The organism is Halorientalis marina (assembly GCF_023028345.1).
Classification (GTDB): Archaea; Halobacteriota; Halobacteria; order Halobacteriales; family Haloarculaceae; genus Halorientalis; species Halorientalis marina.
Genome location: NZ_CP095490.1, coordinates 282089 through 303816 on the forward strand (window position 1 = coordinate 282089; position 21728 = coordinate 303816).

General features: G+C 58.6%; 14 protein-coding genes. 11 read left to right on the plus strand and 3 right to left on the minus strand.

The window, feature by feature from the left end:
• Position 1: 1 nt before the first annotated feature.
• The 8 genes from MUG96_RS22830 (at position 2) to MUG96_RS22865 (ending at position 16522) form a co-directional block, all read left to right on the plus strand.
• The gene (locus MUG96_RS22830; protein ID WP_246989514.1) at positions 2 to 4183 is read left to right on the plus strand and encodes an Eco57I restriction-modification methylase domain-containing protein; all 4182 of its coding nucleotides are present in this window, start codon (positions 2 to 4) and stop codon (positions 4181 to 4183) included.
• Positions 4180 to 7149, plus strand: a complete 2970-nt coding sequence (locus MUG96_RS22835; protein WP_246989515.1) for a DEAD/DEAH box helicase — start codon at positions 4180 to 4182, stop codon at positions 7147 to 7149. Before MUG96_RS22830 ends, MUG96_RS22835 begins: the two co-directional genes overlap by 4 nt.
• Positions 7146 to 7694 carry a TATA-box-binding protein gene (locus tag MUG96_RS22840; protein WP_049908458.1) on the plus strand — a complete coding sequence of 183 codons (549 nt, stop codon included), beginning with the start codon at positions 7146 to 7148 and terminating at the stop codon, positions 7692 to 7694. Before MUG96_RS22835 ends, MUG96_RS22840 begins: the two co-directional genes overlap by 4 nt.
• Before the next feature lie 159 nt (positions 7695 to 7853).
• Positions 7854 to 8126 carry a hypothetical protein gene (locus MUG96_RS24365; RefSeq protein WP_082226617.1) on the plus strand — a complete coding sequence of 91 codons (273 nt, stop codon included), beginning with the start codon at positions 7854 to 7856 and terminating at the stop codon, positions 8124 to 8126.
• Positions 8127 to 8365: 239 nt separating this feature from the next.
• Positions 8366 to 11422 carry a PD-(D/E)XK nuclease family protein gene (locus MUG96_RS22850; protein WP_246989516.1) on the plus strand — a complete coding sequence of 1019 codons (3057 nt, stop codon included), beginning with the start codon at positions 8366 to 8368 and terminating at the stop codon, positions 11420 to 11422.
• A complete protein-coding gene (locus tag MUG96_RS22855; protein WP_246989517.1) occupies positions 11415 to 15053 on the plus strand; it encodes a UvrD-helicase domain-containing protein in 3639 nt (1212 codons plus the stop codon). Before MUG96_RS22850 ends, MUG96_RS22855 begins: the two co-directional genes overlap by 8 nt.
• A 136-nt stretch (positions 15054 to 15189) precedes the next feature.
• On the plus strand, positions 15190 to 16128 hold the full coding sequence (locus tag MUG96_RS22860) for a ParA family protein (RefSeq protein WP_256465459.1): 939 nt from the start codon (positions 15190 to 15192) through the stop codon (positions 16126 to 16128).
• A complete protein-coding gene (locus MUG96_RS22865; protein WP_007344000.1) occupies positions 16121 to 16522 on the plus strand; it encodes a DUF7970 domain-containing protein in 402 nt (133 codons plus the stop codon). Before MUG96_RS22860 ends, MUG96_RS22865 begins: the two co-directional genes overlap by 8 nt.
• Before the next feature lie 218 nt (positions 16523 to 16740).
• Here MUG96_RS22865 and MUG96_RS22870 read toward each other — a convergent pair whose 3' ends face one another.
• Both MUG96_RS22870 and MUG96_RS22875 read right to left on the minus strand, forming a co-directional pair.
• Positions 16741 to 17160, minus strand: a complete 420-nt coding sequence (locus MUG96_RS22870; protein ID WP_246989518.1) for a PPOX class F420-dependent oxidoreductase — start codon at positions 17158 to 17160, stop codon at positions 16741 to 16743.
• Positions 17157 to 17663 carry a winged helix-turn-helix transcriptional regulator gene (locus MUG96_RS22875; protein WP_246989519.1) on the minus strand — a complete coding sequence of 169 codons (507 nt, stop codon included), beginning with the start codon at positions 17661 to 17663 and terminating at the stop codon, positions 17157 to 17159. Before MUG96_RS22875 ends, MUG96_RS22870 begins: the two co-directional genes overlap by 4 nt.
• Before the next feature lie 65 nt (positions 17664 to 17728).
• Between MUG96_RS22875 and MUG96_RS22880 the strand changes: the two genes are divergently transcribed.
• Positions 17729 to 18169 (plus strand): DUF6069 family protein, encoded by a 441-nt coding sequence (locus MUG96_RS22880; protein WP_246989520.1) that lies wholly within the window; start codon positions 17729 to 17731, stop codon positions 18167 to 18169.
• A gap of 14 nt (positions 18170 to 18183) precedes the next feature.
• Here the strand turns inward: MUG96_RS22880 and MUG96_RS22885 are convergent, their stop codons facing one another.
• Positions 18184 to 18909, minus strand: a complete 726-nt coding sequence (locus MUG96_RS22885; protein ID WP_246989521.1) for a cupin domain-containing protein — start codon at positions 18907 to 18909, stop codon at positions 18184 to 18186.
• A 131-nt stretch (positions 18910 to 19040) separates the two neighbouring features.
• Here MUG96_RS22885 and MUG96_RS22890 point away from each other — a divergent pair, with 131 nt between their 5' ends.
• Positions 19041 to 20021 carry a DUF7351 domain-containing protein gene (locus tag MUG96_RS22890; protein ID WP_246989522.1) on the plus strand — a complete coding sequence of 327 codons (981 nt, stop codon included), beginning with the start codon at positions 19041 to 19043 and terminating at the stop codon, positions 20019 to 20021.
• Positions 20022 to 20354: 333 nt separating this feature from the next.
• A complete protein-coding gene (locus MUG96_RS22895; RefSeq protein ID WP_246989523.1) occupies positions 20355 to 21725 on the plus strand; it encodes a histidine kinase N-terminal 7TM domain-containing protein in 1371 nt (456 codons plus the stop codon).
• Positions 21726 to 21728: the final 3 nt, after the last annotated feature.

Consider the following 21728-nt stretch of genomic DNA (forward strand, 5'->3'; position numbering starts at 1 on the left):
CATGCAAACGGCACTCACCTACCGGACGAATCGCGACCTATTCTCGAACTACTACCTCGACGAGCATCTCCCCGAGACTGAGGCATGGGATGAAATCGGCGACGACGAACTCCGCGAGGCGAAAGCGGACATAATGGAGCTGTGGGATCGCGAGAGCGGGACTGCACCCAAACGCAACGAGTCCCAGCTCGAAGAAAAGTTCATTCGGCCGATGTTCCGGAAGCTGGGTATTCCCTTCGAGGTCGAAGAGAGTACCAGCCGGACCCAGCGACGCCCTGACTACGGTTTTTTTGAGTCCGAGGACGCCGCCCGTGGCGCGTTCGAGCGCCGTGAGGAAGGTGGCGATTTCTACAAGGACGCCGTCGCCGTCGCGGACGCCAAGCGCTGGGGTCGTCCACTCGACACCCGTGGGAGCGGAGAACACGAGCGGGACTTCGAGAACCCGAGCTACCAGATTCACGTCTATCTGCAGGAGACTCCGGCGCGATGGGCCGTGCTTACTGATGGGAAGAAATGGCGGCTCTACTACGGCCCGACGAGCCACCGCCTAGACTCCTACTACGAGATCGACCTGCCGACCGTCCTCGAAAAGGGCGATCTTGAGGATTTCAAATACTTCTACCTCTTCTTCAGGCATGGCGCGTTCCTCGAGGATTCCACCGGCGAGTGCTTCCTGGACGAAGTCTACGACGAGTCTAACGTCTTCGCCCAGGAGTTGGGGGCCGACCTCCAGGACAACATCTACGAGGCGATCAAGGTCCTCTCGGAAGGGTTCATGCAGTACCCGGACAACGACCTCTCCGAAGAGGATCTTGACCTCATTCACGACAGTTCTCTCATCTACCTTTATCGGCTGATCTTCGTCCTCTACGCAGAGAGTGAGGGTCGTGACCTGCTCGATACGAACAACGAGATCTACGAGGAGTCGTACAGTCTGAATACGCTCAAGCAGAACGTCGCTGAAGAACTTGACAGCCCGAATCCGAAGTATCGCGACTGGCAAGACAACCTCTGGGACCGACTGGACGAGCTGTTCAAACTCATCGACCAGGGCAGTCAGTCGCGCGGTATCCCTGAGGAGGACCTTTACATCCCAGCGTACAACGGCGGACTGTTCAGAACTGACCCGGACGAGGACGACAGCGTCGAAGCCCGGTTCCTCGCGACCCACCAGGTCGGGGACGCCTACCTCGCTCAAGTGATCGAACTGCTCACCCGGAGTCAGAACGGCAACGGCGGCGGGAAGATCTTCGTCGACTACTCATCGCTGGACGTCCGCCACCTCGGGAGCATATACGAAGGGCTTCTTGAGTACCAGCTTGACGTCGCCGACGAACCGCTCGCGCTGGAAGACGGTGAGTACGTCCCCGCCGGCGAGGGTGTCGAAGTGATCGTCGAGGAGGGCGAAGTCCACCTCACGACTGGCTCTGGTGAACGGAAAGCCACAGGGTCCTACTACACGCCGGAGTACGTCGTTGAGTACATCGTCGAGGAGACTCTCGGCCCGCTTGTCGACGATATCCGAGGCAGTCTTGTGGGCCAGAGTGCGTTCGACGGGGGTGGCTTTGCTGAGGAGTTCGCTGAGGGAGTGTTCGACCTGAAAATCCTCGATCCCGCGATGGGGAGTGGCCACTTCCTGACGAGTGCCATCGACTATCTCGCCCGCGAGATCATCGACGCCCAAGAGCGCCAGGCCGCCCAGCAGGGTATCGAAACCGTCGACGAGGGTCACGATATCAACTGGGCCCGCCGGCAGGTTGCCCAGCGCTGTATCTACGGCGTCGACTTGAACCCACTCGCTGTCGAGCTCGCCAAGGTCTCGCTCTGGCTCCGGACGCTCGCGGCTGAACAGCCGCTCGCATTCCTGGACCACCACCTAAAAACGGGGAACTCGCTGGTCGGCAGTGACATCGAGGAAATCGAGGAACTGGAATCTGATGCTGGCGGTGGCGGGCAGAACGCGACGCTCGCGGACTTCGGTGTGGCTCGAAAGGGGACCATCGAGCAGCTAATGCGGATCTATCAGGACTTCATCGCCATTGAGAACCAGGACCTCGCCGATGTCAAGGAGATGGAGGCTAAGTACGATGAGTTCGAGCAGAACAAGCTTCGACAGCGGCTTGAGGCGATGACAAATGTTCACACTGCAGAGGACTTTGGGTTGGATAATCTCCCGTCTGACGCGTATAAGCAGATGGCTGCTGCCCTTGAAGACGATGAGGAGTGGAGTGAAATCCAAGAGATGCAGTGGTTTAAAGACGCGCAAAAATGGGCGGATACTGATGAGTACTTTCACTGGAAATTGGAATTCCCAGAAGTTTATTACACAAGCGACGGTCAAGATATAGACTCTCCTGGGTTTGATGCAGTCATCGGTAATCCACCGTATGTACGTCAAGAGTTGATTACCAGCTTTAAAGACTATCTCCAGAAGGAGTTCTCTGTGTATCATGGTCGAGCGGATATTTACGCATATTTCGTGGAACAGGCAACCGAACTGGTCCGTGAACAGGGTCGTCTCTCATACATACTATCACATAAATTCACAAAGGTGAAATCTGGGAAGGGCCTTAGAAAATTAATCGGCGATCACCAAATTGAGGAATTTATTGATTTTCAGGATCTTCCAGTCTTCGGTCCGGAGGTTAGTGCCTACCCTGCGATTATGATTCTCTCAAATGACTCCCCAACACAGCCGTTCAAATATGCGCAAATAGATGATTTAGAATTCACCTCTTTACCAGATAGAGTTGAAGAAGTCCGAAAAGAAGTGGATCAATCATACTTCTCTGACGAGGAGTGGACCTTCCTTGGGCAAAGAGAAAGGGAGTTAAAAGAGAGAGTTTCGAAAATCGGGGAGCCAGTTGATGAGGCAATTGGGGATCCTCTTGTTGGAGTGAAATCTGGACTCAATGATGTTCTGATTATTGATGAGGACAAGATAATCGAACTTTTCGGAGGCACAGAAGATACAGAGCTCTTCCGACCCATTATCTTCGGAAAAGAAATCAAGCGATTCAGACCTCCAAAGCCGAACAGCTATATTATGTACCCCTATGTCCGGACAGAAGATGGGGTCAAAGTAGCAGATATAGATAATTATGACGTGACGGCGAATTATCTTGAACAATATAAAGAGGATCTCGTTGATCGGGCTATTATCGAGGACAAATATCCGAAAGGGGAGATGGAGTGGTACGAACTACAGCAAGTGAACAAAAATGTTGAACCTTCCAAGGAAAAAATCGTCTATCCTGATATATCTAGAAGGGCTCATTATACAATTGATTCTAGTGGCAGTGTCGTAACCACAACTGGGTTCATACTCCAATCCTCTGATCGATACTATCTGGGATTACTCAATTCTGCCCTGTTGGAATGGATCCTTGCTGTAGAATGTGCGAAAGCCCGCGGGGGATACCTTCGGCCCAAGGCTCAATACGTGGGAAGTCTGCCAATCAAGGATATTCGCCCGGACGAAAGGATATACGAGTCTAATGGGACGAGTGATGCCGAAATAGCTGGACAGATAGAGGAACTTGTACAGGAGCTACTGGATTTAAAAGATGAACTTGGGAATCTCAATCTTGATCTCCTCGATTATATTGGTGGATATGACGACGGTGACACGTTGGGTGATATCTACTTCCCAGCAGAAGGGGTTTCAGATTCAATTCTAACGGACACCACTGATGAGCGGGACAGTCTAAGAATAGGGAGCGTTGAATTACGAGAACGTGATGACAGCCTCACGCTTTTAGCTTCAGCTCGGTACAAACCTGAGGACCCGGATGATTTTGAAACCGATCAGTGGGGGTACACCGAGACTGATCTGATTCCTGCGATGAGGTTCACAAATTTATCTGACACGGCTCGGGCTTTGCTTAGCGAATTTATTCCCATAGCAGTGGATGAAGCTGGAGGTTTCGCAGATTTCAGAGAAACGGCAACATCAACGAACTCCTTGGTAGATCGGTTGGTGTCTCTGACGCTTCCGGATGTCAATAGTTGTAGAAACGGGCTGGAGCGATTTATTGACGTGAAGGCGAGGTCTGAGGAGATCCAAGAGAGAATCCAAGAAGCAGAAGGCCAGATTGACGATCTCGTTTATACGCTCTATGATATATCTGAAGAGGAGAGAATTCTCATCGAAGATGCACTATCTGACCTGATTGAGGAATGACTGAATTTGAGGTCGGCGACCACGTCAAGTTCGCTGGCGGGCGTGGAGAAATCACGAAAATAGAGGAACGGCCCAACGGCGGGCACCTCCTCCACGTCTACACCTCGGAGGGGCAGCTCCGCAAACTCCCCAGCGGCCTCCCTCACATCGAGAAACTCGATTCGCTTGTCGACCGGCTCGCAGCCGGCCAATCCGACGCCCCGCTCCATTACGATCTTCGGGAGCGGGCGATCCGACTCGATCTCGCCTACAAGTACGACCGATTCCTCTCGCTGACCAGCAACCGCATCGAGATCGAACCCTATCAAGTCCAAGCCGCCTACGAGATTCTCAATTCCTACGACCACCGCTACCTCATCGGCGACGAGGTCGGCCTCGGGAAGACCATCGAAGCCGGGATCGTCATCGAAGAGCTCATCGCCCGCGACCGCGCCGACCGGGTACTCATCGTTGCGCCGGCGCCGCTGACCGTCCAGTGGCAGGAGGAAATGCGCGAGAAGTTCGACCGCAACTTCGTCATTTACGACCGCGAGACGGTCCGTACACATCGGAAGTCCCACCCCAACCAGAACGTCTGGAAACAGGAGGACCTCATCATCACCTCCATCGACTTCGCGAAGCAGACCACCGACGACCCCGAGTCGGACCGCGTCTCCGTCCTCGATGCCCTCCAGAATCTCGACGAGGAGTGGGACGTCGCGGTCTTCGACGAGGCCCATCACCTTACGGCCAGACGGTCGAGCGATGACTCCATCGAGCGGACACAGCGATACCAAGTTGGTGAGGCCGTCGCCGATAACTCCGATGCGCTGCTGTTGCTCACCGGGACCCCGCATAAGGGGAAATCAGACCAATTCTACTTCCTCCTGAGCCTGCTCGATCCGTATCGCTTCAGCCACGAGTCGCAGATCAGTCCCGAGGCGCTTGAGGACCTGATGATCCGCCGGCTGAAGGACGATATGTACGAGACCGACGGGACCCGAATGTTCCCCGAGAAGAACATCGAGGCACTCCCGGTCGAGATGACTCGCGAGGAGCGGAAGCTGTACGACGACGTCACCGAGTACATCCGCGAGTACTACAACCTCGCCCAGCAGGAGGAGAACCAGGCGGCGGGGTTCACGATGGTCATCTACCAGAAGCGGCTGGTCTCGAGTATCTACGCGATCCGGAAGTCCCTCGAAAACCGGATGCGGGCGATTCAGAACGACGCCGTCGCAGAAGACCTCCCTGACGAGGTTCAGGACCTCATTCCGCGGTATAGTACCGAACCCGAGACGCTCACCGACGCAGAACGCGCTCGGGTCGAGGAGGCGCTTGAGACGGTCACGATTACGCTCAATCAGTCGCAAGTCCAGCAGGAGCTGGACCGCGTGAAACAGCTCTGGCAGCAGGCCAAGAACATCGAGACGGACTCGAAAGCCCGATTGCTCCGGCAGTTCGTCGACCGCATTCTCTCAGAGGACCCCGACGAGAAAATCCTGATCTTCACCGAATACACGGACACGCTGGAGTATCTACGTGACGAGGTCTTCGCTGACCATGATGTCGCCCAGGTGTACGGCGACCTCGAGCAGTCCCGTCGACGGGAAGAGATGAGCAAATTCGAGGAGGAGGCCAACCTGATGCTCGCGACCGACGCCGCCCAGGAAGGGCTCAACCTCCAGTTCGCCCACATCATGGTGAACTACGACCTCCCGTGGAATCCCATCAGGATCGACCAGCGGATGGGGCGGCTCCACCGCTACGGCCAGGAGCACACGGTCGAGATTCGGAATCTCTTCTTTGCCGATACCCGCGAGAGCGAGATCCTCAACCTGCTCATCGAGAAGACGAACCAGATCGAGTCGGACCTCGGGATGCGCTCAGATGTCCTCGGTCGCGTCCTCGAGGATGTCGACTTGGACGAGACTATAATGGCGGCTATCGCTGAAGGGGAGCCGACTGAACGTGTCGTCGCCGATATCGAGGCGACCATCGAGGAGAAACGCGAAGCGATTCAGACCGTCGAAAACGAGTTCCTGATTCGCGACCGCTTCGACCTCTCCGGCGAAGACGATGAGATTCTCGACGTGATCGAACGCAGTCAACACGGCGAGGTGTCCGAGGACGATATCGAGACGCTCGTGCGAGTGTTCTTCGACGAATTCGGTGGCTCTATCAAGGGCGTTCGACCGGGGCCGGCCAGGATGGAAGGGGACGTGTTCCAGTTGGATGTCCCTGAGGTCCTGAGTGGAAATCAGGTAGCACGACAGTACCCACGGGCCACGTTCACCAAGGATATCGCGATGGAGGAGGATGATGTCGAGTTCATCTCGCTTGACCATCCTCTCGTCGAGTCGCTCATCGAATTCTGCTTGGACAGCGACCGGATCCAGGGTGAAATTGCGACGAAGGTCGCTGCGACGGCGTCTCGACCGCCTGGAATCCTGTTCAATTACCGACTTGGCTACGTCTCCGGTGCCGGCGACGTGGTGACTGAGAAGTTCGTTCGCCTCTACGCTCGCCCGGATGGCAGTGTAACGACGGATGTTCCTCAACTCTCGAAGACGGTCGCTCCCAGTGACGTCTCGTTGTCGCACGAGGTTGATCGGCTCTCGAGTATGGCTGAGGACCTCTACGAGGCCGCAGAGATGGAGGCGTGGACGCACGTTGAGTCGTTTGCTGAAGAGGCCCGAACCGAACGAGAACGGGAGATCGAAATCAAACGTGAGCACGCTGAGCGATACTTCGAAGAGCAAATCGAAGAGTGGGAGGAGCGGTTAGAGCAGTACCAACAGCGGGCTGAGCAGGGTGCGGATATGTCCGCGCCGATTGGGAACGCGAAGCAGAAGCTCGAGAGTCTACGACGAGAACGTGAAGAGGAGCTATCCAGGCTTGAGGAAGAGAAGCACGTTACTCCCCAAGAACCGGAATTAGTAACAGCGGCGTACGTCGTCTCTCCTACAGAGGCAAAGGACGAATGATATCTATTGCGAACGCTGTCGGGTCGGGAGATTTGGGTGTGGAACTCGACGTCGCCGAGGTCGAGTCCGATTTGGATCTGCCATACACCGAATACGACCCTTCGAACTACCATGGTCTCTATCTTCGGCTTGTTGAGGGTGGTCCGCTCATCACGGTTTATCGGAGTGGGAAATACATCATCAGTGGGTGCTCTACGTTCGAACAGTTGTACGAAACGAACGACGCGTTCCTCACAACACTGTCCGAGTTGGACATCGTAGATGCAGAGACTGAAACCGGATTCACGGTACAGAACGTTGTCTGTACGGCACAGCTGGACGACCCGGTCGATCTGAATACACTCTCTATCGCGTTGGGCTTGGAATCCGTGGAATATGAGCCAGAACAGTTCCCCGGTCTCATCTATCGGCCCGCTGACCACCCGGCCGTTCTCTTGGTTTTTGCCAACGGGAAAATAGTCATCACAGGGGCTTCTGACGTGGACACTGCCGAGGATGCGTTCAAGCATCTTCAGAAACAGGTGACGACCTACCTCGAACAGTAACATCTCTGCATTCTATGCGAAAACACGTCTCTCGCGGTTCGTAAAACGACGCTTCTGAACACCTGCTTGTCGAACTGGTTGTCGGAGGTGGTAGTAGTCGATAGAATTCTCTCCAAGCCCGTCAGGTGTGATCGTCTTCAAAGCGCCCCTCATCCAAATATGACCTCAGACCCAGCGGATATTCTCGATGACCTGGCTGACCAGGTCGCCGAGGAATTCGAGGCGTACAGACAGCCGGACGAATTCAAAGACGTATCGCTTGTCATCGACAATAACGATCCAGACCGGCCAACGCTGATCGTTCATGTCGAGAGAGAGGACGCTGATACGCTGGCCGATGAAATCGAGAACTTCCTGCAAGAACGGGGTGCTCGAACTCAGCGCGAACGACACTCGGACACAGATGTCCGAGTGCTAGCGACCGTCGGCTGAGTTCTCAGTCCTCTCTGCTTTATTTTGGTCCCTCTCGGTAAGCCACTCCTAAGCTGTCAGTCTCGCCAAGAGTGAAGTGAGACCGATATCTTGGTAGGGAGTGTTCGATGGATTCAACGCTTCTCACCGGTCCGAAACACGCCCGATTGGAACGACGGGCATTTCAGCGGGCTGATGACATCGCCACCGATTCGCTGGGGAGTATCCTCTACATAACGCGGAACGACGCTCGCCGGGGTATGGTCGAGGATCGCTGGGCCGCGTCCCACGCACCCCTCCGTCTTCGTGCCGAGACGCTCGATGCGGTCGTTCGGGAGTGGTATGAGGAGCTCCACGGTCCGGTTCAACCCCTCTCCGGGCAGCTGAACCGCCGGCTGGCGGAGTATGCGCTTGACCGAACGACAGCCGAAACAGATGGCGCTCTCGCCGGCGAACCCGCCTCGGCCGCTCTCGCGGATTCGTTCAGCAGCCGTTTCTCACTCTTCGACGACGCCGGCGTCGGGACCCCCGACGCATTGGCAGCGGAGTTCGAGGGCTCCGCTCTCGATGACCGTATCGCGACAGCCACTGTCGATGCGTACCGACACTACCGGAATCTCCACGCTGACTACGTCGACGAGTGGGTCTGTACCCGGGGAGAAATGTTCGACGCAGTCGCGACGACAGAGAAGTCACTCTCAACACTCTCCCCGGAACTGGATGTCGTCGTCCTCTCCGGGTATCACGAATTCCGCCCCGTCGAACGCCGCTTCATCGAACGCCTCGTCGACGAACTTCCGATGATTGCACTGCTACCGCTTCACCAGGATGGTCGGAGCGGAGTCGACGCTGTTGCGGAAGATGCCCTGGAGGTCTACGAAGCGCTTGACTTTGAAATAATGGAACCCGAGCCGATCGACCAGTCGGGGCAGACCTTCGGAACGATCACTGAGTCACTCTACCGCCCGGACCCGGATACTGCCCCTGTTCCAGACGGCCTCCGGTGGCGGGAACTCCCGACACCCGAGCGCGAGATTCGCTTCGTCGCTCGCGAGCTCCGAACCGAATTGGCCGGTGGGCGCGATCCCGACGACCTTGCTGTCGTTGTCCCGGGGACGGAGGCCTATTCGGGGTACGTTGAGGACACGTTCGATACGTTCGACATTCCGCACGTCACGACAGCCGCATCACAGCTGAACCGGACGTTCACCGGAAGCGTCGTTCACGATCTGCTGAATCTGGCCGAACCAGATCCGCGGGCCGAGGACCTTACGTCTTTGTTAGCGAATCCGCTGGTCGACATCGTTGACACCGACCAGGCCAACGCCGTCACGGCAGCTGCTCGCCGGCGCGACACCGTTTCTGTGTCGCCCCTGCTCGACGACGTCGACGGCGAGGTCGCGTCACTGGTCGAAGAGCTGCTGGCCGCGCTGGAGACCCTCCGAACGGGCGACATCGAGGACGCAACCGAGACCCTCCAACGGCTGATGGACGACCGCTTCGACCTAGAGGCGGCGACAGAGGACTACGCCAGCGGCGCCGAGCAAGCCGTCGAACAGCAGGCCTACGACCTCGTGGACGAGGTCTTGTCCTCGTTCGAGTCTCTGGCGGCGGTCAATAGTGACCTCTCTCCGCTGGCACTGTTCACCCGTGCGTTCGACGGCGTGCCGATCCGGGTTCCGCAGCGCGCTGCTGGCGGCTACGTCGAAGTGATGGGGTTGCTCGACGCCCGGATGCGGTCGTTCGAAAAGGTGTTCCTCGTGGGCCTGACCAGTGAGCACTTCCCGGTGACGCCGGAGCGACCGGCCTTCTTCGAGGAGATGACCGACGCTCACCCACGGTTCGACACCGGCGACGAGCGCCTCCGTGGCCGCTATCTCTTCGCGACGCTCCTCGCGAACGTTGACGAGCTCACGATCACCACACCGGAGACAGGCGACGACGAATCCGCCGTCGTCCGGTCACCGGTCCTCGACGAACTCCAGCGCGTGACTGGCATCGACCCCGAAGACGGCGTCGACGACCGCGTGGGCTCCCGCGAAGACCTCCAGCGGCGCGTCGCTGCAACGGACGACCGGCGTGGGGCAGTCAGCCGCGCCGGCGACCGAGGTGACCTCTCCCCCGAGCAGACCAAGCGCACTGATCGAGGACTCCACTGTGCGGACAACAGGGGAACGGCTGGCCTCTCCGAACACGATGGCGTATTAGAACCCGAGACAGTCGATGAGGTATACCCTCCGTCGGAGCGGGAACCCTACAGCGCGAGTCGAATCGAGCGATACGTCGAGTGTGGGTTCAAGTTCTATGCCGACAAGGTACTCGGAATCGAAGACCCCGACGACGTCGAAGTTGTCCCCACACCCCTCGAAACCGGGTCGTACGTCCACGATGTCCTCGAACGGTTCTTCGCGGATCTCCAGGACGAGACTGAGGATGGTGTCAATCTCGCTGAGTTCGACCGGGACGACCTAGCGACGCACCTTCGCGAGATCGCTGTCGAGGAACTCCGGGATGCTGACTTCGAGTACGACGGCCTATTTTACGAACGGTGGAAAGCGGAGTTGTTCGCGGGTCTTGGCGACGATGAGACTGCCCCGTATGAGGCCGGGAGCAAGCCCCACGACGCACCGGAACAAGGATTGTTCGCCACGTTCCTCGACAACGAACTCTCGCGGGACGGCGCTGGCCGCCCACACCTGTTCGAAGCCCCGTTCGGCGAGGGACTTCCCGACTCGGATGCTGGGCCGTTCACAGTTGAGCGACCGGACGGGTCGACCGTCTCGATTCGCGGGTACATCGACCGCGTTGACGTGACCCGGGACGGTGAGCAACCGACGCTCACGCTGTACGACTACAAGACTGGTCGAGCACCGTATATGACGAAGACGACCGGCGGCACGAAGTTCCAGCTCCCCATCTATCTACTCGCTGCCGCCGAGGTTGTCGATGGTGACCTATTCGAGCAGGGCTCGCTCTCAGCGACGTACTACCAGGTGCGACCACCCAACGATCTCAAGGTTCCACGCGGTGTCGAATCGAAGTTCGATTCAGAGGTCGACCTTCGTCGCTTCTTGAACAACGTCGTTCCGGAGTGGCTGGGCCAGATTGACGAGGCGATTGGCAACGGACGGTTCCACACGACGCTCCTGTCGGCCCGTGGTGCGAACTGCCGATACTGTGACTATCGACGTGCGTGCGATGTCCGCCACCACCGCAAGCGGGAGTTCGTCGACGAGGTTCACGAGGACGACGCTGCGTACGTTCCGCTCCGTGTTCGCGACGACGAGGATATCGAGGCGGTGATGAGCGATGACTGAGGAATCCGAGGAGATTCAGCTCACGGAGGAACAGGAGGACGCGCTCGTCCAAGGCCGGAACGTCGCGATCACTGCCGGTGCTGGGACGGGGAAGACGACAACGCTCACCGAGCGGTACGTGACGATCCTGGCCGAAAACCCGTCGCTCACGCCGGAGAACATCGTCACGATCACCTTCACGCGAAAGGCGGCTGCCGAACTAACCGAGCGCGTTCGGGAGGAGGTGTACGATCGGCTCGAGGCTGTTGACTCACCAGAGGCCTACCACCGCTGGCGAAACGTTCTCGACGACCTGGAAGACGGCTACGTCCACACCATTCACGCGTTCTGTACGCGGCTCTTGCGAGAACGGGCCGTCGAGGCTCCGGTCCCGCTCGGCTTCGACGTGCTCGACGAAGACGGCGCCGCGACACTCCAACGCGAAGTCGTGACGGAGTTCCTCGAACGCAACCAGGACGATGACGACGTGGAGGTCCTTGCTCAGCTTTGGAGTCGTGACCAGCTGGTCGATGTACTCACTGGACTACTCGATGAGCGCCCACAGAGCGAGTCCGTCCTCAAGGAGTGGCGTGACGCCGAGGTCGACGACTACGTCGATATCTGTTGGGAGGTCGTTTGTGATCTCGACGTCGTCGACGCCCGACAGACGCTATATGCGGACGGACTCCTTGAGCGGCTACGCACAGTCGCGGGCCGCGTCGACCGCGAGGGCGCTATCGGCGACGAGGACGGTTTTCGGGCCTACCGGACCTTCACCGAGGTCGCGGCGACACTCTCGGACGACCCTGAGGAAAGCGATCCCCGCGACTGTCAGCGGGCAATTCTCGAGCTGTACGAGGCCTGTGAGAAGAAGAACGGCGGTTTGTACAGCAGTTCGGGGTACGTCGTCGGTGACCGGGACGATTGGGGTGAGTACGGTGACGTCTATGACGACCTGAAGGACGCCATCGACACGGTTATCGATGCCGTCGAACCGCACGCGGATGCGGTCGAGACCACACCCGGTGAGCTCGAAGCGAACAGCACTCACTACGCGCTGGCTCTGATGCGGGTCTTCGACGATGTCCTCGTAACCTACACCGACGAGAAGGCCCGCCGGGATACACTCGACTTTCCCGACGTGATCGAGACGACGCTCAAGTTCTTGCGAGCTAACGATGCGGTCACGGAGCGGCTTCAAGACCAGTTTGCGGCCGTGATGGTCGACGAGTTCCAAGACACGGACCCGCGCCAGTGGGAGCTGGTCAGGCTCCTCACGGGCGTCGACGAGCAGACGGCGTCGAACGTCTTCCTGGTCGGCGACGAGAAACAGAGTATCTACGGATTCCGTGGGGCCGACGTGACGACGTTCGGGGCGGCGAGAGCGGAACTCCAGACTGTCAACGAAGCCCGTGGGGTCGACGACGTCCCTGACAGCGAGGCCGAGAGTCCGACCGCGCTCGAACTCTCTGGGAACTTCCGGACGCTGGACGAGCCGCTGTCGTTCCTGAATGAGCTCTTCGAGTACCTGTTCCAACCGGAGGGGGACACCCACAAACCCTACGAAGCGCCACCACAGACGCTGACCACACAGCGCGATCGAGTCGAAGACATCGAGGGACTCACCGGCAGCGTCGAGTATCTCGCTGTGCCCGACGACGCCGACACGGCGGCGGAACTCTTCGGCGGTGACCATCCGGTAGCTGAAGGTGCGCTCGACCACACCATCGAGGCCGAGGCGCAAGCGCTCGCTGCTCGACTGACCAACCTGTTCGACGATCCACCGACAGTCCAAGACCCCGACACGGGTGTTCATCGCGACGCTACGCCGGACGACACGGCAATCCTCCTCCGCCGGCGAACCCATCTGGATCGGTATCAGCGGGCCCTTGAGGAGTACGACATTCCCTATACTGTCGTCGGTGGCGTCGGATTCTACGATACGCCCGAGGTCCAGGCGCTGACGAACCTACTTCGGGTACTTGGTGATCCGCAGGACGACATCTCTCTCTATGGGGTGCTTCGGTCCCCGCTGTTTGGCTTCACCGATGACCGCCTCGCACCGGCAGTTGCCGAGGCTGATTCAGTGTGGGATGCACTCGCCGAGACGGACGATCCACAGCTCGCGGATGCTTTCGACCTCCTCACGACATGGCGGACCCTTAGTGGCTGCGCGACGCCGTCTGAAGGTGGCGTCCTCCCGTGGAACCGTCTGTTGTCCCGAGTGATCGACGACACGGGGTATCTGGCGAGCGTGAGTGCTGACGAACGCGGTCACCAGGCCGTCGCGAACGTCGAGAAGTTCCGCGACCAGGTCCGTACTTGGAGCGAGAACGGTGTTCACACAGCTGCTGGGTTGCTCCACCGGATCGACCGCCAAGCAGAGATCGACCCCCGAGAAGGGGAGGCTGACATCCCCGGCGATGTGGAGGGCGTCCGGATAATGACGATTCACGCCGCGAAGGGACTCGAGTTCCCAATCGTCACTGTCCCCGATCTCGGAAGTGACCTCAATTTCGGGCGGTCCGTCGATGACCACGGCTATGTCCGCCTCGTCGAGGGGACAACTGATGCCCCACCAATTCCTGCAGTGGGTGGTCCTCACCCCAACGATGCGTTCTCAATCGAGAAGACTGCAGTCCACGAATATGCCGATCGCCGCTTGCTCCCGCAAGAGCGTGCGGAATCCAAACGACTACTCTACGTGGCCTGTACCCGAACTCGGGACCACCTGCTGCTGTGTGGAACACACGACATCGATATCGATGAGTCTGGCCATATCGAACTCGGTGAGCCAGATGATTTCGACGACGCCAGTCGTTGGCGGGATTGGCTCCAGCCCATTCTGTTTGACGACCATGAGCTAGTCGCTGAGGCTTTCCACGATGGAGCTACAGACGCTCGAATTGGTGATGCCCCATACACCATTCAGGCGCCACCTCGGCCGGTTGAATGGCAATCTGAGGCTCCGACTGAAGAGTTAGACCCTGCGATTACTGTCCCTTCCCCGCCGGAACGTCAGGCTGCCGTTCGCGTTGCCGCGACGACCCTCGTCAGTGCTGTTGCGGATGCCTCCGAAGACGGACACAGCTACACGTCGGGGGATGGGACAGTCGGATTGAGTCCCACCACCTTTGGAACTGTTGTCCATCGGCTCAATGAGCTCCGTCCCCCACGAGAAGAGTGGCCCTCGTTTATTCGTCAATTGAGTCGTATGGGGAGCGAGGAACCGACGGATGACGATCTCCAAGCGGCCGTGAGCCATGCCCAGGATGCGATCCGGTTCGTCGATGAAACTGAGGCGGACCTCCCACTCGAAGCGACCTATGACGAGTACTCAGTTGTCGCTCGTCTTGATGACTCCCGCATAGTGGGTGATATTGACCGTCTTCTGGTCACTCCTGATGCGTATCATATCATCGACTACAAGACGAACGATCTTTCGTCGACGACGACTGATACCCTCGCTGACCACTATCGGCCGCAAATGCTTGCCTACGCTCTCGCGCTCTTCCAGCACGATCCCGCCCGGCAGGTTCGTGCTTCACTCCGGTTTACCGATGTTGGGGTGGAAGAACGGTTTGAGTGGCAACGGAGTGAACTGACTGATATCGAATCTGAACTTCGCTCTATGTTGGAGCTCGTCTCCTGAGCCACATTTACTGATTCTATCCTAACTATTCTGGAGTAGTAAACTATTCTGGAATAGCGTGTAGCTTTGGAATAGAATACTATTCGGACTATTCACCACAGAGTTAAGTTGAGAGGGGTTGATACTGCTGAATAGTATGAGTGGCTCAGATAGCAAGAATAGCATAGATAGAACGAATAGCCCAAATAGCCCATATGATTCGGTACAGACCGATGGGAACTCTCGGGCTGTTTCGGTGTGTATGCTGAAGGGAGGCGTCGGCAAATCGACGATTGCGGTCAACCTCGCCCGACAACTGGCCGCACACGAACACGATGTCCTCCTCATCGATCTTGACCCGAACGGCCACGCGTCCGTGGGGCTGGGGTTTGACGACCAGTACCACAACACCGAGGAAACCATCGGCGACGTCTTCTTCAACGATGCTGACCCGACTTCAGTTGTCTACGATACCAGCTATGAGTTCGATATCCTCCCGTCCAGCGAGGACTTAGAACAGGTCGAGCGGGAGATCGTCGTCGGCGACGTATTCCAACCCTCTGCGCTGCTCAAACGGGAAGTCGTCGACCCACTCCTTGGGGACACGTACGATTATATCGTCACAGATTCGCCGGCGTACCGATCCCGACTCACGGACAACGCGCTCGTCGCGACGGCGAACTTGGTGCTTCCGCTCGCCCCGGGGAACGAGGCGATGGCCGGCTTGGAGCGAACCATCGAGCGACAGATCTCACCGCTTCGGCAGCATATGGACGTCGACGTTCTGTCACTGGTTCCGAACATGTTGAGCGGCCGTATCGACCAGCAGACTCAAGATCGACAGCTCCTCGAACGTCTCAACTCGCACGATAACCTTCAGGACCGCATCCCGAATTTCGCGAGAATCACGGACTGGGAGGCTGTCGACGCCGGCGATCTCAAACCCTCACCGGGCATCCGGGACCGAACCAGCATCACGAAGGCCTATGGCGAGCGCAAACCCCTGCTGGACTACGACCCTGACTGTGACCAGTTGCAGTGTTTCGACGAGTTGGCGCACATCGTCGAGGCAGGTGAGGTGGTCCGCCATGTCTGACGACGATCCGTTTGCCGACCTCGGGGAGACACTCGAAGATGAACCGGACGACGAACCTCAGGATACGGATGACGCGTCTGAATCGGGAGGCGACGAGGAGACGCCCTCTCAGGAACCCGTCGAACGACAAAACCCGATGACCGATTCAGCGTTCAGCTATGAGGCCGCTAAACAGCGGCCTTTCTACGCCCGGGAGGCTACGATCGAGGACTTCGATTCCTGGCTGAAGTATGAACTGGAACGCGAGCTCAACCAGCAGGGCTACCAGAACATCGTCGTTCGGGAAATGACTGATGCTCTTCTCCGAACCGTCGTGGAGGAAGATCTCGTAGACGAAGTGGCCGAACGATTCGAACAAGCTCGCGAATCTGCTTCTTCAGAATCGACTGAATAGCGTACTATTCCAAAATAGAAAGATATTCTACAATACCCCAACAGCAACCTCAGAATAGTCTGATTCCGCCTCTATACGGTGAACTCAGTTGAGACCGCCGGCTCACAATAGTTGAGACTGGCCATCTCAATGCATACGCCCGATCTTGCTTCGCCACGGGGAGAGGCTCCGAACCGGGGTCTCCGCTTTCGATTCACAGCACAAATTTCGGTGACCGTTCACTCGGAGCGGCGGGGCGGTGCCTGCCCGGTCACGTGGTCGGGCCGGACGACGTGGACGACACGCTGTTGACCGCTCGGTCCGGGATAGCGTGGCTCGCCCGTGTATCGTTCGGCGAGGCGGTCGAGGTGCTCGCGGGCTCCGTCGGTCCGACGCTCGATGACTTCACCCCGGACGCTGAGGTAGCGGTAGGGATTCTCCGGGTCGACGACGGCCAGTGCCACACGCGGGTCGTGCTGGACGTTCCGGTCCTTGCGGTTGTCCAGAACAGTGTTGACCAGCACGTGGTCGTTCTCCCGATCCACCCAGGTCGGCGTGACGTGTGGGGCGCCGTCCGGGAGCAGCGTCGAGACGAACGCGAACGACCGCGACTCGAAGAGGTCGCTGTACTCCTCTGGAATCGATACCTCCTCGGTCACGAGTCTTCCTCCGTGCCATCAGGCTCCGTGCGCGTGGCGCTGGGTGACCACTCGTACAGACGGGTGAACACTGGTTTCAACGCCTCCGCTTGGTCGGTCGCGGTGTACTCGACGCGCGGCGGAATCTCCGCGTAGGCCTGGCGGTCAAGCAAGTCCGCCTCGACGAGGTCGGCGAGTCGACGGGTCAGGCTGTTCTGGGGTATCGACAGCGCCTGCTCGAGGTCGTTATAGCGCCAGGGCCCTGGGTCACGCGCGAAGACGTAGAGGAGCTCGAGGGTGTGACGTCTGGCCAGCAGGTCCAATAATGCGGCGACGGCTTGGTCGGCGGCGGCGTCCGGTGGTTGGGGAACCGACCGCTCGCGTTCGGACGATTTCGCCTGCGGTCTCGCATCGTCACGGTTCGGTTGGTGCGTCGTCGTCATCACGAAGAAGACGCTACCGAGACACATAATCTCACGCTCCCAGCCGTGGTCGCTCCCCACGTCCCCGAGGGTTACACCCATCGATGGGTGTTACATCCTGGCATTGCGGCGACCGGTTATGCTTGTGTGCCACGTACTGGACTGGCATGATCGCTGAACCCACAACCACTACTACAACCGATGTCGAATCATCCGCAGACCTTCGGACCGGCTCGGCGATTGCTCGGATAGCTGCCCGAACCGTCGTTGCCCTTCTGGTTGTCAACCTCCTGCTTCGTGGTCTCGGCGCGGCCGTCGTGCCGGCGCTTTCGTCGTTCGAACCTCTCGGATGGGGCGCCGTAATAGCCACGTCAGTCGTCGTCGGACTGGGGGCTGTCGCGGCTGGGGCAGTGGTAATTCGGATAACCGACCGAGCCAGGCCCGTGTTTGTCACGCTAGCGTTTGTGGCAGTGCTCGTGTCGCTCGTTCCGGTGGTCACCGTCGTGCCGACGTTTCCGGGTGTCACATCAGGTATTCAGGCGATTATGATTGCGATGCACGTCATCAGTGCGGGTGTCGTCGTCTGGCTGTTCAGGCCCTCGCTCTGAGTGAGAGACTTCATTCAGTAAGAGACCGGCTGTTCGATCCGTGTCTCCCAGAAGGCGTCGTCCTCGTACTCGGGGTAGATGGCGCGATACCCCAGACGGCGAGCGAGCGGCGCGAGCACTGCCGCGACCGCTCGCTGAACGAGCGGTGGGGGACTCGTGAACATCGTATCGTCTGCAAGTTCGTCGACGAACACCATCCCCTGCAGGAACCGTGGGTTCCCGTGCTCGTCGAGTTTTCCGTCGAGTGACAGCCCGTTGAGCGTATAGAGGACCTCTTCGAGTCGTCCTGCGGGTCGCGTCTCGATGAGACACGACGCGACCGATGCCGAGTCGTTTCGGTACGTGTGTGGGGTTCCCGCCTCGACCGTCACTGACTCGCCAGCAGTGAGCGTCCGGGAGTCGCCGTCGAGGACGAAGACGAACTCGCCCTCGATGACTTCGAAGCGTTCAGCGTACGACGGGTGGACGTGTTCGTGCTCGTCGGGCGCACCGCGTCCGGGGAGAGTGATACCGACACCACGGGCGAACTCGCCGTCCGTCTCCCCGCCGCGGACGAGTCCGAACCCGTACTCGCCCAGCACGAGATTCCCGAGCAGCGGCGTCACGGCGTCCTCGAAGTATGCCAGCGTCGGACCGTCCCGTGAGAGTGTCAGTCCGTCGCCCGTCGGCACACCGTTCTCGAGGAGACGACCGCACGTGATGGTGTCGTCTGCCCCTTCTTGCTGTATTGTCGATTCCATGCCCTGTAGAGGCGGTGTAATGGCTTAACCGGGCGGAGAAGGATTCTTCTCCACGTCTCGGACCCGATTCGGTGGTCTGGGCCACTGGTGACTCTTCCCACTTTATTATCCTCCAGTGATGACAGGGAGGTATGTCAGGCGAGGAGAACGGCCACCAGGCCGGGGACGCGTTCGCCGCACTCGCGAACGAACACCGGATGGGGATCATCGAGACGCTCTGGAACCGTCGCTCGACGGAACCGAACAGCCAACGAACCCCGATCGCCTTCTCGGAGCTGTTCGAGGCGTCCGAACTCGACGACAAGGGCCAGTTCAACTACCACCTCGGGAAACTCGTCGGCCCCTTCCTCGCCCGCTCGGAAGACGGCTACACCCTGACGTACGCCGGCGAGAACATCGCCCGCGCCGTCCAGGCAGGGAGCGTCACTGACAATCCCGAAGTGGAAGATGTCTCCGTCGAGGGTCGATCGTGTCCGTTCTGCGGTGGCGACGGCATCGTCATGAGCTATCGCGACGGTATCGTGTTCTTCTCGTGTACGAACTGTGAGGGACTCGCCCCCGAGAGCCCGATGTCGCCGCCGGGGGCGATACAGGCGGGCACCATCCCCGCGAGCGCGCTGGTCGAGCGCGACCCGGCTGACCTCTACGACGACGCCATCCTCTGGGGGAACCACGTCTACATGACGCTCCTACACGGCTTCTGTCCGGCCTGTGCAGGTGCCATCGACGAGTCGCTCGTCCTCTGTGACGACCACGACGCCTCAGGCGGTATCTGTGAGTCCTGCGGTGACCGCTTCGCCAGCCGCGTCCGCTACGAGTGTCGGGTCTGTGGCACTGTCGAGTGGGGCTCACTCTGGGGCCGACTGAGCTACATGGAACCCGTCTTCGGGTTCCTCTACAACCACGGCGTCAACGCGCTCCGTCCGAGTGTCGACGACCTCGCGCTGGGGCGTGACCTCCGCGAGGAGGTCGTCTCGCACGACCCACCGACGGTCGAGTACGAGTTCGTCGTCGGCACTGACCACTTCCGCGTGCATGTCGACGCCGACCTCGCCGTCGAGACTGTCGAAGAGGAGATGGACTCCGAACGCGAAATCGACGCCGAAGACTGACCGAGACTTACTGGTGCTTCACGCCTTGACTTGTGAATTTCCTCGATCAATAGTCAGTTAGTATCAACCCCAGAAAAGAGCCGGAGTGCAAAGCTTAGAGGATACATACAGGAGTACGACCATTAACCAGCATAGACAAATACACGACCGCCTAGAATCTCTCATGGAATGGAGAATGTTCGACAAGACCGAAACGCTATAATCCCACAAATAGCTATCTCGGCTAACTGCTTACTATCTTGTTGATACGTCGAATAGAGAACAGACAACTGAAGATCCACGTCGTGGTACCTGGCCCAACGAGCAACGGTTTGGCTCTCAGAGTAACAAGGTATGTCTAGCACACTCTATCCGTCCCTGGTGGTCGCCGGTCTCTCAGTTGGATCAGGCATACTCGCAGTACTCCTCATCCAGTATTTGCGGCAGTATTCCGGTCGGCCAGGTGCCAACTGGTTCATCGCATTACTCGCCGCAGTTGCGCTGTTCTGCACAACATATGGGATCTCACTGGTCGTGTTCGACCCGACGCTTCGGCTCGCGCTTGAGACGGTAACGGTCGTCAGCCTCTGCTTTATGGGACCGCTGTTCCTCGGGTTCGGTCTCACGTATCTCGGTCGGTTGGATCTTGTCCGGAGCCCGCTGTTCGTGGCTGCACTGGCGGTCCCGGTGGTGAATCTCCTTGTAGGCGTCACGAATAGTTGGCACGGGTTGCTGTGGCGTGACTTCCGGTTCGAGCCCGTGTTCGGCCTCGCAACAGTTCAGTACACACTCCAACCGTGGGGGTGGTTCGCGCTCGTGTTCGGCTTGGCGATGACGGGGATCGGCATACTGCTGTTGATCAGTGCGATACTCGACTATGGCCCGCTGTATCGACGGGAAGCGGTAGCCGTCATCCTGAGTATCGCTCCGCCATCAATCGGGATGCTCATCTGGATGTTCGACCTCGGGCCGATTCCAGCCTTGAATCTGACGCCGATGCTGTTTCTCCCGCATCTCCTGTTGGATGGATACGCGTTCGTCGGCACCCATATATTCGAGACGAATCCGACGACCCAGCGTGCGGCCGAACAGAGTGCGATCGCTGACCGCACTGACCCCCAACTCGTCGTCGATACCGAGGGACAGATTGTCAGCCTCAACGACCGAGCAAAAGAGGTGCTGGGCCTTGACTCAGATGTCATGCTTCCAGTCCCGTTTGTCGATGCCGCAGGTGTCACAGTAGACACCCTTGTAGACGATGGTGAAATTGAGATTGAGGGCGCGTCCGGTGGTGTTTTCGGGGTTTCGCACACGCCGCTGACCGATCCAGCGGGTACGGATGTGGGTAGTCTCATCGCACTGTACGACATAACTGAAGAGCGGAGACGAGAACAGCGGCTCTCGGTCCTCAACCGTGTGCTCAGACACAATCTCCGGAACGAAATGACGGTTATCAATGGGTATGCCGAATCAATCGGCTCAACGGCCAGTGACCCGACAGTGACCGAGCAGGCGACCACGATCACGAATGCAAGTCAACGATTGCTTCGAATCGGTGACCGAGCACGAGAGTTCGACCGTGTTCAGGACCGCGAGTTAACGATCAGTCGTGTTAATATCGAGTCAATTATGAGCGAGCTCTGCGAGGAAATTCGTAGTACCCAACCAGAGGCCGAGATCAAGCTGACTATCGGGGACTCGGTTGAGAATTTCAGCACTGATTGAGAT